Below are 16,318 nucleotides of genomic sequence, written 5' to 3'. Positions count from 1 at the left end.
GGCGCATCTTTAGGTCCCATCGCAAGAGCGGGCAGAGCCCATGTCGATGAGCGTATGGCCAACCCAGGTGCGCTACAGCCGCACTGTCCCAGCACGAGGGTTACATGGGAGGACGCCGGATGCCGGAGGGATGATTTCCGTGAGTTAGTGCTGGGCCACATCCATTTACGTAAAGCACAAGAGCTAAATTTTATGGAGACACCCCTACGAAGTGAGGATTGAGAATGTTTCCCAACAAGATGGTCCAGAGTCTCGTGGGCATGAGGGTGCAAATTGAGATGAAGGGCGACAGGGCACTGCTCGAGGGCACGCTCAGGAGTGTGGATGAGTACCTGAATATGCATCTTGTGGATGTGGTGGAGCTGGTGGATGGACAGCGCAAGCGCTCGCTGGGCTCAGTGGTGCTCAGGGGCAACAACGTGGTATTCATCAACCCCCTGTCGGAGAGGTGATGTGCGTGGATGAGAGCGACGTATTAGCCCTCATCAGGGAGAGGGAAAGCGGGATTCTGCAGAGCAGCCTGTGGAAGGTGCTGAACATCGATAGCAGAAAGTGCTCGAGGATTGTGGCGAGACTTTTGGAGAAGGGGCTCATCACGAGAGAGCCCATAACCGCCAACGGCACTCGAACATTCCTCATAAGGCCCGTGGGTGTGGAGAGGCCAAGGCGCAGGGTGGAGCTCCGAAAGGATATTGATTACTCGTTGCTCCTCTCTGGTGGGTGCATAGCACCGTGTGCGGGATGCACAGAGGAGTGCTATCCAGAGTACTGTGGAGCCCTGGGGGAGTGGACGCACTGCCTCAATGACTCCTTTCGAGGGTGAGAGGCGGGATGGACAGCCGCGTGCTCGAGGGCAAGCTTCTGAGCGGGGAGCGACTTGAGCTTACAGAGGGCAGGGTTGTGATAGAGGATGGCGTCATCGTGGACGTCGCCGAGGGTAGGTGCGAGCTTCCGTATCTCATTGCCCCAAGCATTTTCAATGCCCACACCCATGTGGGCGATGGCGTATTCAAGGACCCTCCTCTTGGCGGATTGGATGAGCTTGTAAAGCCACCCCATGGGCTCAAGCACAGGGTACTCAGCCACACCCCAAGGCATCAGAAGATTGAGGCGATGAGGCTCTCTGCCATCCAGATGCTCGCCTCTGGGTGCACTGGCTTCGCGGACTTCAGAGAGGAGGGGGTGGACGGAGTACTGCAGCTGGATGAGGCGGTGCAGGGGATGTGCATCCAAGCCCTTAGCTTTGGAAGGCCCGATGGCGACGATGTTGGCGAGCTTTTGAGTGTGTGCGATGGGCTCGGGATTTCTGGATGCCACGACCATCCATGGGATGCGCTCATGGAGTGGGCGTCTGCGTGCAGACATGTTGGGAAAATGCTGTGCATCCATGCCGGAGAGAAGGACGGAGAGGATGTGGATGCCGCAATCGAGCTCGAGCCAGACGTGCTCGTGCACATGGTGCATGCCAGCGATGCGGAGCTCAGGAGGTGTGCTGACGAGGACATCAGCATCGTGGTGTGTGTGAGGTCCAACATGCTCACAGGTGTGGGCGTGCCAAGGGTGAAAAGGATGCTCGAGCTTGGGATAAACGTGGGGTGTGGCACCGACAACGTGATGCTCGCCTCGTGCGACCCCTTCGAGGAGATGCATGCCCTCAGCTGGGTGCTGCGGCTGGGGGAGGAGGACGTGCTCTCCATGCTCACGTGGAGAGCGAGAAGGGCGTATGGGCTCGGGGGAGGAGTAATCGAGGAGGGAGAGCCCGCAGACCTGATGGTGCTCGACCTATCCACTCCCAACCTGCGGGGATGCTCAAACCCCCTACGCTCCCTCGTTAGACGGGCACAGGCGAGTGATGTGTGTGCGGTGTATGCAAGGGGCAGGGAGGTGATTAACCGTGGAGGATGAGAAATGGGTGGAGCTGAGGTTTGATGACCATGGACTAATCCCAGTGGTGGCTCACGATGTGGAGAGTGGGCAGGTGCTCATGCTGGCATGGGCAAACAGGGAGGCACTGGAGAAAACGCTCAGCACGGGCTATGCCCACTACTTTTCCCGTTCAAGGGGGAAGCTGTGGAAGAAGGGCGAAAGCTCGGGGATGCTCCAGAGGGTGCACAGGGTACTCGTGGACTGCGATGGGGATGCCATCGTGTACGAGGTGAGCCAGACGGGAGGGGCGTGCCACGTGGGGTATCGCTCGTGCTTCTTTAGGACGCTCGATGGAAACGTGGTGGGCGTGCGAGTGTTCGAGCCAGAGGAGGTGTACCGATGAGAAATGTGCAGCAGGATGCCAACTTGGAGGCAAAGAGGAGGGCTGCGGCGCAGGCGTGCGAGTTCATAGAGGATGGTATGTTCATAGGTCTGGGCACTGGCTCCACAATCAAGGTGCTCTGCGAGCACCTCGCACAGATGGTGGACGATGGGCTAAAGGTGATGTGTGTGCCCACGTCGTACTCCACGGAGCTCATCTGCTCTGAGCTTGGAATTCCCACCACCAGCCTGCTGCAGTGTCCCATGCTGGACATGGCGTTCGATGGAGCCGATCAGGTGGACGAGCAGCTCAATGCCATCAAGGGCGGTGGTGCTGCCCACACCCTCGAGAAGGTGGTGGCAATGAGCGCCAGAAGGTTCGTGCTGGTGGTGGACGAGAGCAAGCTCTCGCCAGTGCTGAACTCTCCAGTGCCGCTCGAAATCGTGCCCCAGGCGCTGAGGCTCGTGCAGTGGCAGGTGGAACAGCTTGGAGGTGAGCCCCTGCTGAGAATGGGGCTGAGAAAGGATGGGCCCCTTATAAGCGATAACGGGGGCTGGATTGTGGATGCCAGCTTTGGAGAGATCGAGGAGCCCGCCAGGCTCGATGCGAGCCTGAATGGCATAGTGGGGCTGGTGGAGCACGGGATATTCACGTTTGCAGATACAGTGGTCGTGGGCAGTGCAAATAAGGTGAGGGTGCTCGAGAGATAGTCAGTCCAGCACCTCTATCCCCTCTGGAAGCTCGCTGCGTGCTCTTCTCATGACCTCCATACCCTCCCTGAGCACGCACTCGAACTCCTTTCCCTCGAGCCCAAACAGTCCAGAGATAGCCTCCACCTCCTTTTTGCATCGGAGAGAGAGCACATCTGTTGGCTCTGCCGTGAGCACGAGCGGGAACGAGAGCTTTCTCCAGAGCTTGATACACTCCCTGTAGCCAGCGAGCACCCTCGAGCGCGCCCCACCCCTTTGCATGATGCACTCCCGAAGGGACAGTGCAATTGCGGTGCGATTGTCCCTTGCGATTTTTGCATGGACGTGGTTCAGCCTGTCGGTTGCATAGGGGCTCAGCACCACGTCCACCCGCCTGCTTTCGAGCGCCACTCTCGTGAGCTTCTCGTTTTTTCCCCTGACCACCACAATCTCGGCACCCTTCGTGCGGGAGAGCTCATCCCTCAGCTGGGGTACAGAGTTCACATCGATAATGGCCCCAACCGCCACCCTCTCATCGGAAAGCTGCCTTAGCGAGCGCACATGGGCTGGAGGGGCGAGCACTCCCACCGCCGCATGGCCCATCTCGAGCGCCATATCTATGAGCGTGCGCGCTCTTTCTATGTCTTTCTCCACGCCCTCCAGCCGCGGCTGGAGGCACAGCTCCACAAAGCCAGCCCTATCCACAGAGCATCTCCCTCGCCCTCTTGATGGCCTCGTCCCTGCTCTTGGGGTATGTGGGTATCTTCATGCTCACCACTATGGAGTCCGCACCCCTCGTGAGCATTATCTCTCCAAGAAAAGCCCTTTGCTTGTCGAACCTGAGGTGCAACACTCCATCTGCATCCATTCTTTCTGGTATCTGTTCACACAGCACCTCTCGCATCTGCCGGCTCATGCCCTCTCTCAGGAGAGTGAGAAATGCCCTGATGTCTCTGTTCTTCTCGAGGCTTGCGCTGAGAAGGTGGATGATGTTGCCATGGTGCCCCTCATATTTTCTGATGGTGGGGCTGATATCTGGAGGAAGAAAAAGGGAGAGAGCTCTCTCCACCTTGCTCAAATCCTCGGTGGCCTGTGAGGTGGTGGTTATTGTGACCTTGCCGAGCCTCACTCACATGCGCCTCTTGGAGTAAGAGCGTCGAGAGCGCTTTGATGGGCGGTTCTTCTCGGTGCCGATGCCACGCTTTCGCATTCCCCTGCCCTTGCGTCCAGCACTTGTCCTTCCTCTGAATGCCCTGCCCCTATCGTGGGCAATCCAGCTCAGTGCTGGGTCGGCCTGTATCACTGGGTGGTTGCCATCAACGAGAATCACCTCGTACCATTTCCAGCGTCCATCCTCGCCCACCCAGTAGGAGCCGAGCACCTCCATGTTCACATACTTTCTGGCAGCTCTCTCCTCTGCTATCCTCTGGATGCTCTTGGCGCCGTAGATCTTGTGCACCCCCATCTTCTTGGTCTTTCTCCCCCTCACATACCTCGAGCGCCTTCTTCCACCCCTTCTGACCTTGACACGAACGACCACAATCCCCTGCTTTGCCTTGTATCCGAGGGCTCTTGCCCGATCGAGCCTTGTGGGTCTCTCTATGCGCACAATGGAGCCCTGCCGCCTCCATTCCTGCAGCCGCTTCCATCTCAGTTCACGAAGATAGCCCTCATTTGGTCTCTTCCAGGCCTCTTTTATGTAGTGGTACATCGACCTCATACAGTGCCTCCATCTCTGCTTTATGGTTCAGCTCAGTGAGCCACATCCCGGCGGGACACCTCCCGCAGCCACGCACCCAACATCGGCATCGCTTTTAAAGGTTTGCCATACCGATGGGAACTTCACTTAACGTTTTGCGGGTATGCGAAGCCGGGCATCTGAGGGAGGCGTAAGTGAACTGCATACCTGCTGTCGTCCATGCGATAGCACCGAAGCGAAGCGGAGAGTTGCGGGCGAGGGGCACAATTTTTACACTCCGGCATATAACACCTGCTGAATCCAGGCAAAGTTCCCGTTGTTGTCCGGTGGTATGCCATACTTAAATCTCGGATCATCGCGTGTATCTCTCGATCTTCTCAATGGCTTCAAGCATGTCCTGAATGAAGAGCAAAGGACTCCTCTTAGACATACACGACCTCTCCTTCAATGGATTTCCAGAGCGAGGGCTTGCTCATCACAGCCTTCTTCGTTAAGACATCCACTCTCATGCCCAAGAGATCTTCGAGAAACTCCTTCAGATCAACAATCTCCCAGCCTACGGGCTCCGAGAATTCAACTATTATGTCAATGTCATTGACGACCTCTTCCTCTCGTGCAAGAGAGCCGAAAATCCCAATACTCTTAATTTTGAACCTCTCGTTCAGCATTTTCTCATTATGTTTGATCTTCCGAATAACCTCCTCAAGTTTCATCCTTTCGCCCCCTAAGCCCGTCGCCCCCAATTTCGGACAACTCGTTCATATACTTGCATGTATCATCCCGAATTGTAATTATATCTGCATTACGTATATACTCATTCCGAGTGCAATCCATCCTGCTTTTCACCCGAGCACCTTCCCGAGCACCTTCATCAGCATCAGTAATACAGAGAGGCCAATCGTCAGCGTGAGCACTGCCCTGTGCTGGCGCTCAGTGAGTCTTTGACTCATCCGCCATCCGAGCATCATGCCGGGTGCACCCCCACCAATGAGCATCATCGTAAGGAGGACATCCACTTTTCCCACAGACAGGTAGCCGATGGCTGCCACCAGCATGATTACCAGGGAAAACACCATGTTGGTGCCTATGAGCTTGTGGGGGCTTTCAAAGTGCCTGCTCAGCATCATGAGCGTGAACACCCCGCTGCCCACCGAGGTGGTCTGGGTGATAAACCCCGTCAGCAGCCCCGAGAGTGTCACAAGCCACTTTCCTCTACCCACCCTTTGAGAAAGATGTGCGAGCTCGTTGCCTGCATACATTCCAGCTGACAGCAGGATGGCAATGGTCAGCAATCCCACAATTGCACTCTCCACCACATCACCGGGATAGTACGTGGTGAGCCACCAGAGAAAACATAATCCACTCACGAGTCCAATGCCTGCAGATGCCAGCATGGGCTTCAGTGAGTGTATGTCGACCTCGCCCATTCGATAGTACTTTATGGCAGAGATGGACTTGACAGTGAGAACAAAGAAGAAGTTGGCGCCTATGGCATACACCGCACCGATGCCAGCATGTAGCAGTATGGGCACCATGATAATACCACCCCCCACTGAGGTCATGGCAATGATGATGCCCATGACCATGCCAAGGGCAAACGTCATCATTGGCTCCACACCAAAGCCCCCTATGCCCTAAACGCTGGGTACGAGCCCAGTACATGCATGACATCGGTGCACTCTGCTATGGCGCTCAGCGCATCCCTCACCCTGCAATCGCCAAGCTGTCCCTCGAGGTCGATGAAGAAGTAGTACTCGCCCAGAGCCCGCCTTCTCGTTCTCGACTCAATTCTCGTGAGGTTGATACTCCTTTTTGCAAACTCGCCCAGTATCTCGTAGAGGGCTCCGGGTCTGTCCCTTTTGAGAAACAGGGCTATCGAGGTCTTGGCTGGTCCATGCACCTCCCTCAGGGGTTTTTTTGCTATGCTCACGAATCTCGTGTGGCTCTCATCGTCCTGTATGTCGCTCATGAGCACTTTCAGCCCGTAATGGGCGGCAGCCTCCACCGAGGCGATGGCTGCTGCCGAGGGGTCGAGAGCCGCCATACGTGCCGCTTCTGATGTCGAGGAGGTGGCGACCACCTTCACACCCCCCAGACGCCTGAGAAACCCCCTGCACTGGGCGAGCGCCTGTGGGTGGGACAGCACCGTACGAACATCCTCGAGCGTGGGGGCAAGGGAGAGCAGGTTATGGCGCACCTCGAGCACGTATTCCCCCACCATATACACCCGATGGGAGAGCAGACAATCCAGAGTCTCTCCCACAGAACCCTCGAGAGAGTTCTCCATGGGCACGATGCCCTCATCCACCTCTCCCCTCTCCACTGCCTCGAACACATCGGAGATGGTCTCGAAGAACACAAGTGTGCCGTCTGGTCTTGTCCTCATGGCGGCAGCATGGGAAAACGAGCCCACGGGTCCCAGCACACCAGTCCTCATGCTACTTCTCCTCGAGTGTTTTCTCCTCGAGTGTTGCCCCGTCCACGATGTACGCTCCGCTGTCCCGCTCCCACGTGGCGTGTGCATCCACGACCTTTAGCCGCTTGGAGAAGAAGGGGGCATCGAGCACCAGCGTCTCGTACTCACCACCCTCACCCATTGGGTGCACACCATATCTGCTGGAGAGCGAGATGAGCTCTTGGGCACACTCCACATCGAGCATGCGTCCAAGCCATCTGCTGTCGAGACCCATTGCCGCCACTCGCACGATGAGGATGCTCATGCGCTGCACCATCTCGAGCAGTGTATCCGCAGGCTCACATCCCCAGAGCGGGGAGAGCACCTCGAGCCCCAGCTCGTCGCACACCCGCTCGATGCGGCTCTTCTGATACACAGAGGCAACGGCGCCAGTGCACACAGCGTCCACATCGAGCGTTGCGAGCACCCTTGCGAGGTCGTCCAGCTCCCTTTCCTTCTCTCCGCACGTGGGCTCCATCACGAGCGGAATGCCACACGCCCTTGCATACAGGGGCATGAGGTGGATGTTGGGATGATGATACATGTACGACTCTGGAGAGGGTGGAACCATCGCCACGAGTGCCGTGATGTCGTGCCCCTCCTGAAGCACGCTGTACATGGCGTAGGAGGAGTCCTTGCCCCCAGAGGCGAGCGCTGCCACCCTCATACCGCTGCCACCCTCATACCGCTGCCACCCTCATACTACCCTCTGGGAGCCAGCATACACGTACAGGTTGGACCCCCTCGCAAACGCCACGAGCGTCATCCCGAGAGCTCTTGCAAGCTCCACCCCGGTGCTCAGGGGGGCTGCCTTGCTCACCACGATGGGCACCCCTGCCCGTGCTGCCTTTGCCACCATGCCTCCAGAGAGCCTTCCGGTGGTGATGAGAGCACACTCTGAGAGGTCGGCACTCGAGAGCACGGCAGTGCCTATCGCCTTGTCCACAGAGCACGCCCTGCTAACGTCCTCGCAGAACGCCACCACATCTCCCTCTGGGGTGCACACAAGCGAGGAGTGGGTGCCTCCCGTCCTCCTCCACAGCGTTGCCCGCTCCCTCAGCTGCTCCACCACGTCCAGCATCAGCTTCCTGCTGACCTCGACTTCCGAGGATATGGGCTCAATCCCCTCCCATGAGGAACGTATGCCTATGCAGCCCGAGCTTCGAATCTCCATCCACAGCTCGACATCCTCATCTTTCAGCGCTGCTCTGCACTCTATGGTGTCATCTTTCACGCTGATGGAGCGCAGCTCGTCCACATCGTCGAGCAGCCCCTCACACAGCAGAAACCCAACCCCAAGCTCGGTGAGCTCTCTTGGAAGGGCGAGGAGAGTGGCGATGGGGCGGTCGTTGAGCACCAGCCCAATGCTCTGCTCCAGCACCACGTCCACCTCGAGTTCAGAGGCACCGTGGTCTGAGAGCTCGATGCATTGTGTGGGCAGGTAAGGAGCCGAGGGGTCGTGGGGCTCCTCCCTCCAGTAGCTCACCCACCCCCCTGTCCGATTTGCGTGCCAGTCTTCTCCCATTTTTCACACGAGCTGCTTGATTTTCTCGAACAGCTGTTTTAGCGTGTGCTCATTGCTCTGCGTGAACTCGAATGGAGAGCTGGTGAATGGTCTGAAGTAGATGGGCACATCGTCCAGACGGTAGAACGTGCCATCGCACTCCATCGCATCGATTACGCCCGGCAGCACCACATCCGAGGCGAGCGTGGTCGGGCACGGGGCGATGTCTATGCACACCATCGGAATCTCGGCAAGGTACTTGGCGCACGTGGCTGGAAGGTGGGATACGAGGTCTGCGGAGAGCACCAGCGCCGCGTCCACATCCCTCTCCCTCAGCACGTCAACGGTGGTGAACTCCCCGGGGTTGTATCTTGGGTATCCTCTTCCAAAGTCGAGCCCGAATGGGTAGCCGTACAGGTAGGAGGCAATCTGGTTGAACCCTGCCACATTGCAGTGCCCCCTGAGCGCCCCGATGGCAAACTTCGTGAAGTTGTTGAGCTCCTTGGTCAGCGTCATCGCCATCTCCGCGTTTCTGTGCTTCCCATACGAGGAGGCTATGCCCAGCCCCACGTATATGGAGCCGAACTTGCAGCTCTTCATCATGTCCACCATCTGCTCCATGATGGGTATGGGCACCCCAGTGATGTCCTCCACAGAGGGATGTGGATCCTTTCCGTGCAGTATGGTGAGCAGGGCAGAGAGCAGCTCGTAGTCGGTGTTGGGGTTGAGCTGCACGTGGAGGTCTGATGCCTCCGCGGTGGGCGTCCTTCTTGGGTCCACCGTTATGATGGTCCTGTCAAACCGTCCACGTCTCGTCCAGTATCCCCTTGGAAACACGCCATACCTCGACATGTGTCTGGGCATGGACTCCAAGGGGTTGCATCCCCAGTACACTGCAAGGTCGCTCCTGAGCTTCTTCTGGCCCGCCGTTGCCCCGACCTTTCCAGCCTCCTGTATGCCCATCGCCGTGGGGCCATGGCATATCGTGGCATTGGAGTCCACCACGCCTCCGAGATACTCGCCGATGTGCAGCCCCACCTCCATTGCCTCACACGAGGTCTCGCTGCCCATGAACAGCAGGGGGCGCTTGGCAGAGGCCAGAATCTCGGCAGCCTTGGTGAGTGCTTCATCCCATTCCGCCCTTCGGAATGTGCCGTTCTCCTTTATGAGGGGCTCCCTTATTCGGTGGGGGCTCACGACCTCCTGAAACTTGGCATTGCCCATCTTGCACGCATTCTTGACCGTAATCTTGCCATTTTCGAACTCCACCTGCACGTCATCGCACGAGGCTCCGCACACCGGGCATATTATGTTCTTGAACACCATATCATCTTCCTCCTGCATACACCTTGAGCACTATCTCCTCCGCACTGAGCACCTCCTCGTCCGTGGGCTCCACGATGACGGGATGGCCCTTGTACAGGGGCGAGCCCGTGGAGAACGTCTGTGGACTCACCACCACGTTCGCCCATATTCCCCTTGGTATGAACACGTTTCCCGGCATGACGGCGTCATCGCATCTCGCATACACCACCACCTCGTGCTCACCATCCAAGGTGCTCACCTTCACCTTCTCAGGAGAGCCCAGTGCTGCAAAGTCCTCTGGGTTAATCCAGCACACCGCACATTCCTTTGTGTACTCGGGTGTGAGCTTGTCTCCCCCTTTGGCGAGCCTGCCCTCATCTATCGTGCTTCCCGTGTTCAGTATGGCCTCCATCCACACCACCTCACAGGCCCTCGTTTGCCTCTCTCGAGACGTACAGCACTCCCTTGGGCCTCTTGCTGATGGCATAGTCGCCCACGAACTTCATGAACTCTCCAGCACACTCCACATCGCCCATGGTGAGGTCGTGCTCCGTCCCCTGATGCTCGAATCCTGGCAGAAACTGCATGATGTGTCCACACACCACCAGTGTGCCACCCGTCATCTCGGCTCCAGCGGCGCGCACCGCATCGCCCCTTACCACGATGAGGCCACCGCTCTGGCGGATGGCGCAGAAGTTCTCCACATCGCCGTTCACGATGATTTCTCCTCCGCACATGCCGCCGCCGAGCTGGCTTCCCGCATTGCCCTCGATGACGATGCGTCCACCCGTCATCCCATGCCAGCTGCCCCTGTACGCACAGCCCACGTGATCCTGGGCGTTGCCCAGTATGTGGAGCACACCCCCCTTCATCTCCATGCCTGCCCACGAGCCCGCATCTCTCTTCACGAGGATGCTGCCGCCCTTCATGTTGGAGCCCACGTGCATGCCCGCGGAGCCCTCCACAATCACATTGCCAGCGCTCATGCCAGCTCCGATGAGCTTCACTCTGGGCACATCTCCCGTGATGACGATGGTGGTCTCCTCGGCAGTGGTGCCCGCAGAGCCCTCCACATCGAAGAACTCGGAGAGTGGAAGCTGCCTTGGTCCCTGCCACACCTTCAGAGCCTCTATCTCGTGTACACTCTTTCCAGCAAACGCATCAGGAGTGATGACCTCAGCTTCCACCATGATGTCGATGCTACCCTTTGGTGTAAGCACAATCTCACTCATTCTCTCACCTTCCTGCATCTACCTTTATGGGCGTTGGCTTTGTGAGATACTTCTCTGGGACAGGGTAGTTGGCAAAGCCCACGGTGTAGTACTTGAACCATTCCCTCACATCCTTCAGCATCTCCCTGTCCATCTCGTCGCTCACACTCACGTCGGAGTAGTACGTCCTTCCCTCTGGCACTGCCACCACCTCGCCCCTGTGGGCAATCACCTCACCGTCCTTTATGGTGTACTCTGCCTGCTGGAAGCCCTGCACGATTTTGGTGTACTCGTTTCTGTTCAGCCTCGTGGGGTCGATGTCGTATATCGCCACGTCTCCGTCGGCGCCTATTCCAAGATGTCCCTTCCTGTGTGCCATCCCGATTGTCCTTGCGGGGTTTGCCCTCGTGAGGATGGCTATTTCTTGAAGCGTCATCTCCCGCTCGACGCTCGCAAGCTCGCTGCGGTCATGTGCCCACTTGTGGCACTCGGAAAATGTCTGCTCCCTTGCCTTTTTCGACATGAGCCACGCAATCACCTGTGGGTACTTCACGAACGGTCCCCCGTTGGGGTGGTCGGTGGTCAGGATGGTCTTCCATGGGTCATTCACCATGAGCAGCAGCTCAAGACCCATTGCCCACTGCACGCTGTGCACTGGGTTGCTCTTGAGATACGTGAACGGCAGCACGCCAGAGCCACACTCCAGCTCCACATCCGTGTTTGACCACTTGTTTCCGGTGAGCACGTACAGGTCGTGTATCGCTGGGCCATCCCCAGTCATCACGGTGGCTTGTCCAAAGGGTACTGCTCCGTTGTCTATCACCACGTGGTCCGCCTTGTTCACGTAGTCTATCACGCCCTTTGCTCCAGACTCGAAGTCCCTCCACGATGTGCCCCCAAAGCTGTTGAACTGGGCATGGGCGAGGTACACCGTCTGGAAGCGATTGGAGTCCATCTTGGTCTCTGCTCTTTCCACGTCCACGTTGCAGCTGGGCTTCACATCACTCGGTATTGCGAGCGAGTCCCTCGTGATTTCCCAGCATCCGGGATGTCCGAGGTTGTTCCCATGCAGGTGCAGGGACATGGGCAGTCCCAGCATCTCGTTCACCTCTGCGAGCCCGTGAATCACCTCTCTTGGTGTGATTTCGAAGTGTATGTTTGCCTCGTCCAGTGAGCTCACGTTCTTTGCCCATCCCCAGTTCTCCACGCCAGCCGGGTTGACGCACTTGATTCCGTACGCCTTGTGCGTTCTCATCATCCATGCCACGTATGCAGCAGCCCTCTCGATGTCCCCCTCCTTGAGGTAGCGCATCACGAACCAGTTGTTGCCCAGCACGAGGTATGCCCCCATGTCCAGTATGGGAGTTGAGCGCATCTCCTCGTGGGTGTGGCGTGCCTCGAGTGGGGGCATCGCAGCCTCGAACACGGTGGTGTAGCCCATCGTGGCATACTCGTAACCCTGCAGGTACACCGAGGGCACGGTGTACCCACATCCCCCATGAGTGATGTCGGTCTTCTCTCTCGTCCATCGGTAGTGGTCCTCTGGACGCATCAGCCTGCCCTTGTTCACCTTTGCCCCAGCCACATGGGAGTGGGAGTCCACGCCCCCGGGCATCACGGTCTTTCCATGAGCATCGATTACCTTGGCATCCTTCATCTCGGTGCCAGAGAGCTCCTCGACCACCTTTCCGTCCTTGATGAAGATGTCCATCATTTCCCCGTTGACCTCGTTCAGGGGGTCGAACACATATCCATTCTTGATTACCACTGTTCCCGCCATCATGACACCTCCCTTCTCTCAAGCCATATTGCATCCACTGGGCATATCATGGCACATGTGCCGTCAGAGCCACACGCATCCTGATTTACCACTTTCACTGTGCCGTTTCTCACCTCGAGCATGGGCTTTTCATCCAGCTCGTTGAGGTGTCCTGCGGCAAGGTACGGGTCTGAGAGGGCGTTCACGGGGCACACGATAACACAGTTGCCACACCCAAGGCACGCCTCCTCGTCCGTCCTGAGCACCGAGGTGAGCGTGGGCCGTGGGGCAGGCACGTTCACCAGCTTCTTCTCGAACGCCTGCTTTCGCTTCATCTCGGGCACTATGGCGCTCTTCTTCACGGTAATCGCTCCCACAGGGCATGCCACAGCGCAAGCGCCACAGTATATGCACACATCTGGGCGATGGCTCACCTTCTCCACTATCTCGCCCGCCTTCCACTCCTTGTTGAACAGGGCGTTGCACGGACACACATCCACACACGTGCGGCATGCCTGACACACATCGTCGTCTATGGACAGCTCGCCAGCAAAGGGCTTTTCCACCGTTATCGCATCCACTGGGCACACCGCAGCGCACCAGCCACAGTGCACGCAGCACTCGTGGTCTATTGTCGTTTTACCATCCACACGGGCACTGCCATCGTTCGCCAGCCACTGCTCCACGGTGATGCAGCTCTGGGGGCACACACTCTCACACAGCCCACAGTGCACGCATCTTTCGTCCACCACAGTGGGCTTTATGGCACCGCTGAGATGGGAGTCGTCCCTCATCACCTCGCCCTCCTTTCTTATCTCGAGGGCGCCAGTGGGGCACACCTTGGCACACATGGTGCACAGGATGCATTCTGCCCCCTTTTCTATGAAGTCCTTCTCGATGAGTCCCCGCGCCACCGCTCCCACAGAGCCTATCACGAGAGAGCCCTTGGGGCACACAATCACGCACGTTCCACAGCCTATGCACTTGTCTGGAAGATAGACCAGCTGCTGGTCGTCCTTTGATTCAAACACTACCTCTCTCATCCCATCCTCTCCATAATCATGACTCATCATGACTCTGCTCTGCATGCGCAGCACAGTACCTCATCCTCCTGCTGCACGAAGCTCTCGCCACAGCGCTCGCACAGCACTATGTGCTTTTTTCGCTTTTGTGGCACCTGTACCTCCACCCATTTCCAGCTGTACACGCTCTCCCCGGCATCTATCAGGTCAGAGACCGCCTCCTCGTGGGGCACCTTCTCGGTGTTCATATACCATGCATGCAGCCTTGGATACCGTGCGGTCTTTTCTGGGTCGAGCACTATCCTCACGCCCTGCACACGGCTCGCCCCCTCCGGGGCACGCTTGTTCACCACCACAGCCATCTTGCCGCAGTCCTTTATCTTGAGTCTCTTGTTTCCTATCGTGGCTCCGGCGAGAATCTGGAAGGGGTCTGGAAGGCAGTTGTATGTCTCGCACGTCACATATATGCGCTCCCCATCGCGCACATCCAGCACCCTCTTTGCGATTCTTAACATCTGGATACCTATGAACGCCCCCGTGCTGAGATATCCATGGAAGGGAACTACCTTCTCTATCTCAAAAAGCAGCTCTGGGTCGGTAATCTTTCTTATGACCTCGTCCATGGGAAGACCTCTCGTCTGGACCCATCATCCAAAGGGTTAATAGGTGTTGGTCGTGTGTGTTATAAAATTATCGCTATTGGGGGGTTTTGATGAAGCAGGACGAAATAGAGAGGGCGGTCGAGGTGCTGAGGAAGGGTGGTGTGGTGGCATATCCCACCGAGACCGTGTATGGGCTTGGGGCAAGGCTGCAGAGAGCTGCCATCGAGAGGGTGTTCTCACTCAAGGGAAGGGAGAGGACAAAGCCCATCTCCATGGCGGTGAGCTCGCTGGACATGATGGCACGCTATGTGCACCTCGACTCCATGGCACGAAGGCTCATCGAGAGACTTGCCCCCGGACCATACACGTTCGTGCTGCCAAGAAGGCACACAGTCCCTCCAGAGCTCACCGGAGGTGGGGCGCTCGTGGGGGTGAGATACCCCTCCAGCACCACAGCTCTCTCCCTCATCGAGAGGCTGGGCGAGCCCATCACCTCCACGAGCGCCAACCGCTCTGGTGAGGCCCCTCCCGTGCACTGGAGCGATGTGGAGCTGGACGTGGACATTCTGATAAGGGGAAGGTGCGAGTATGAAGAGCCCTCGACGGTGATCGAGGTGGGCACCCTCAGGATACTGAGGAGGGGTGCTGGCGTCAATGCAGCAGAGCGGGTGCTGGGTCAGCTCCTATAAAGACTTATATATAAATATTGCACACCCTATTGTATGCTGGACACGAAGACCAGAAATATGGTGGCTGAGAGGCTCTCTGCCATCGAGGCTCCAGTGAGGATAACGATGTTCACTCAGGAGACGGAGTGCGCCCACTGTGGGGAAGCAAGGGAGATGGTTCAGGACGTGTGCTCCCTTTCAGACAGGGTGAGCCTTCGAGTGCTCGACTTTGTTGAGGACGGGAAGGAGGCAGAGAGGCTGAAGGTGGACAAGATTCCAGCCACACTGGTGCACGGTGAGAGGGAGTATGGGGTGAGGTTCTTCGGTGTACCCTCGGGATACGAACTCGATGCGCTGCTGGATGCGATAGTGAGCGTGTCGAGGGGGAGGGGGAGGGTGGAGTTCCCAGAAGAGGTGCTTGAGGTGCTGGAAAAGCTGAGAGAGCCCGTGCATATTCAGGTGTTCACCGCCCCCACGTGTCCCAACTGTCCCGAGATGGTGAAGCTTGCCCACAGGCTGGCAGTGGCGAGCGAGCACATAACCTCTGACATGATAGATGTGCTCGAGTTTCCCTACTACCTCCAGAGGTACTCCATATGGGGGGTGCCCAAGACGGTGATAAACGAGAAGCTGGAGTTTGTTGGCCGGGCAGATGTTCTGGATGTGGTAAAGAAGCTGGAGATGCTGTAGAGGGCAGATGGAGACGCTAAACTCCTCGCTCAAGAATCTGACCGAGTTTTTGAACAGGATGCAGAGATAGAGTATCGAGCAGCTTCAGGCGCTTGCTCCAAAGCCAGAGAATAGGTGGTGGCAGTTCTGGAAGAGGGAATAAGGGTAAATATTTAATAGGATGGCGTAAAGAGTATGTTTTGTCAGAGATTGGCAGGAGGTGTCTTTCTTGACGAAAAAGAGGATTATTCCGAGCGCTCCAGTAGAGAGGCTGATTAGAGATGCGGGTGCTGGCAACGTGAGGGTGAGCAAGGCCGGGAAGGAAGCCCTCGCCGACATTCTCGAGAGCTATGGCAGAGAGATAGCCCTCGAGGCGATAAAGCTGGCAAGGCATGCCAAGAGAAAGACAGTGAAGGGAGAGGACATCGAGCTGGCATACGAAAGGGTGTACAGAGGAAGGCGGTAAGCCCGCTGGCAGAATGCTGGC

22 protein-coding genes are annotated in these 16,318 nt (G+C 57.5%); 8 read left to right on the top strand and 14 right to left on the bottom strand.

From position 1 onward, the window contains the following. Positions 1-224: 224 nt before the first annotated feature. From BP07_RS02405 to rpiA, 5 genes are read left to right on the top strand one after another with little or no spacing between them, the layout of a single operon-like run. Positions 225-452, top strand: a complete 228-nt coding sequence (locus BP07_RS02405; RefSeq protein ID WP_042685194.1) for an LSM domain-containing protein — start codon at positions 225-227, stop codon at positions 450-452. Between the two features lie 5 nt (positions 453-457). Next, on the top strand, positions 458-823 hold the full coding sequence (locus tag BP07_RS02400) for a helix-turn-helix transcriptional regulator (protein ID WP_245597029.1): 366 nt from the start codon (positions 458-460) through the stop codon (positions 821-823). An 8-nt stretch (positions 824-831) separates the two neighbouring features. Beyond that, positions 832-1,905 (top strand): amidohydrolase family protein, encoded by a 1,074-nt coding sequence (locus BP07_RS02395; RefSeq protein ID WP_052353171.1) that lies wholly within the window; start codon positions 832-834, stop codon positions 1,903-1,905. Then, the gene (gene hisI, locus BP07_RS02390; RefSeq protein ID WP_052353170.1) at positions 1,895-2,269 is read left to right on the top strand and encodes a phosphoribosyl-AMP cyclohydrolase; all 375 of its coding nucleotides are present in this window, start codon (positions 1,895-1,897) and stop codon (positions 2,267-2,269) included. Before BP07_RS02395 ends, hisI begins: the two co-directional genes overlap by 11 nt. After that, complete coding sequence (gene rpiA, locus BP07_RS02385) at positions 2,266-2,958, top strand: ribose-5-phosphate isomerase RpiA (RefSeq protein WP_042685190.1); 693 nt, start codon at positions 2,266-2,268, stop codon at positions 2,956-2,958. The genes hisI and rpiA overlap by 4 nt, the downstream gene beginning before the upstream one ends. On the opposite strand, the gene BP07_RS02380 is transcribed toward rpiA, so the two are convergent. The 14 genes from BP07_RS02380 to BP07_RS02315 form a co-directional block, all read right to left on the bottom strand. After that, positions 2,959-3,642 (bottom strand): RNase P subunit p30 family protein, encoded by a 684-nt coding sequence (locus tag BP07_RS02380; RefSeq protein WP_042685188.1) that lies wholly within the window; start codon positions 3,640-3,642, stop codon positions 2,959-2,961. It abuts the gene before it with no gap. Beyond that, positions 3,635-4,066 (bottom strand): RNA-binding domain-containing protein, encoded by a 432-nt coding sequence (locus BP07_RS02375; RefSeq protein WP_052353169.1) that lies wholly within the window; start codon positions 4,064-4,066, stop codon positions 3,635-3,637. Before BP07_RS02375 ends, BP07_RS02380 begins: the two co-directional genes overlap by 8 nt. After that, the gene (locus BP07_RS02370) at positions 4,067-4,657 is read right to left on the bottom strand and encodes a 50S ribosomal protein L15e (protein ID WP_042685187.1); all 591 of its coding nucleotides are present in this window, start codon (positions 4,655-4,657) and stop codon (positions 4,067-4,069) included. It abuts the gene before it with no gap. 401 nt (positions 4,658-5,058) lie between these two features. Next, positions 5,059-5,349 carry a nucleotidyltransferase family protein gene (locus BP07_RS02365; protein ID WP_042685185.1) on the bottom strand — a complete coding sequence of 97 codons (291 nt, stop codon included), beginning with the start codon at positions 5,347-5,349 and terminating at the stop codon, positions 5,059-5,061. Positions 5,350-5,478: 129 nt separating this feature from the next. Continuing rightward, the gene (locus BP07_RS02360) at positions 5,479-6,243 is read right to left on the bottom strand and encodes a sulfite exporter TauE/SafE family protein (protein ID WP_042685182.1); all 765 of its coding nucleotides are present in this window, start codon (positions 6,241-6,243) and stop codon (positions 5,479-5,481) included. 20 nt (positions 6,244-6,263) lie between these two features. Beyond that, a complete protein-coding gene (pheA, locus tag BP07_RS02355) occupies positions 6,264-7,073 on the bottom strand; it encodes a prephenate dehydratase (RefSeq protein WP_042685180.1) in 810 nt (269 codons plus the stop codon). A gap of 1 nt (position 7,074) precedes the next feature. Beyond that, entirely contained in the window at positions 7,075-7,758 is a 684-nt protein-coding gene (locus BP07_RS02350) for a diphthine--ammonia ligase (protein WP_042685177.1), read from the bottom strand. Positions 7,759-7,788: 30 nt separating this feature from the next. After that, complete coding sequence (gene fdhD / locus BP07_RS02345; RefSeq protein ID WP_042685175.1) at positions 7,789-8,577, bottom strand: formate dehydrogenase accessory sulfurtransferase FdhD; 789 nt, start codon at positions 8,575-8,577, stop codon at positions 7,789-7,791. Positions 8,578-8,619: 42 nt separating this feature from the next. Then, a complete protein-coding gene (locus BP07_RS02340; RefSeq protein WP_042685817.1) occupies positions 8,620-9,921 on the bottom strand; it encodes a formylmethanofuran dehydrogenase subunit B in 1,302 nt (433 codons plus the stop codon). Position 9,922: 1 nt separating this feature from the next. Beyond that, positions 9,923-10,312 carry a molybdopterin dinucleotide binding domain-containing protein gene (locus BP07_RS02335; protein ID WP_042685170.1) on the bottom strand — a complete coding sequence of 130 codons (390 nt, stop codon included), beginning with the start codon at positions 10,310-10,312 and terminating at the stop codon, positions 9,923-9,925. 10 nt (positions 10,313-10,322) lie between these two features. Continuing rightward, entirely contained in the window at positions 10,323-11,132 is an 810-nt protein-coding gene (locus BP07_RS02330) for a formylmethanofuran dehydrogenase subunit C (RefSeq protein ID WP_042685814.1), read from the bottom strand. A gap of 4 nt (positions 11,133-11,136) precedes the next feature. Next, a complete protein-coding gene (locus BP07_RS02325; protein ID WP_042685167.1) occupies positions 11,137-12,891 on the bottom strand; it encodes a formylmethanofuran dehydrogenase subunit A in 1,755 nt (584 codons plus the stop codon). After that, positions 12,891-13,913, bottom strand: coding sequence for a 4Fe-4S binding protein (locus BP07_RS02320; RefSeq protein WP_084174096.1), 1,023 nt, complete (start codon positions 13,911-13,913; stop codon positions 12,891-12,893). The genes BP07_RS02325 and BP07_RS02320 overlap by 1 nt, the downstream gene beginning before the upstream one ends. Positions 13,914-13,939: 26 nt before the next feature. Beyond that, a complete protein-coding gene (locus BP07_RS02315) occupies positions 13,940-14,515 on the bottom strand; it encodes an FmdE family protein (RefSeq protein WP_042685162.1) in 576 nt (191 codons plus the stop codon). 89 nt (positions 14,516-14,604) lie between these two features. On the opposite strand from BP07_RS02315, the gene BP07_RS02310 reads away from it, so the two are divergent. The 3 genes from BP07_RS02310 (at position 14,605) to BP07_RS02300 (ending at position 16,297) form a co-directional block, all read left to right on the top strand. After that, on the top strand, positions 14,605-15,183 hold the full coding sequence (locus BP07_RS02310; protein ID WP_042685160.1) for an L-threonylcarbamoyladenylate synthase: 579 nt from the start codon (positions 14,605-14,607) through the stop codon (positions 15,181-15,183). Between the two features lie 33 nt (positions 15,184-15,216). Continuing rightward, complete coding sequence (pdo, locus tag BP07_RS02305) at positions 15,217-15,852, top strand: protein disulfide oxidoreductase (protein WP_052353168.1); 636 nt, start codon at positions 15,217-15,219, stop codon at positions 15,850-15,852. 208 nt (positions 15,853-16,060) lie between these two features. Then, positions 16,061-16,297: a histone family protein gene (locus BP07_RS02300; RefSeq protein WP_042685157.1), complete on the top strand. Its 237-nt coding sequence runs from the start codon at positions 16,061-16,063 to the stop codon at positions 16,295-16,297. The last annotated feature ends 21 nt before the right edge of the window (positions 16,298-16,318 follow it).

This window comes from Methermicoccus shengliensis DSM 18856 (assembly GCF_000711905.1).
GTDB lineage: Archaea > Halobacteriota > Methanosarcinia > DSM-18856 > Methermicoccaceae > Methermicoccus > Methermicoccus shengliensis.
Note: the sequence above shows the minus strand (reverse complement) of the source record. Positions and strands in the feature narration are given on the sequence as shown.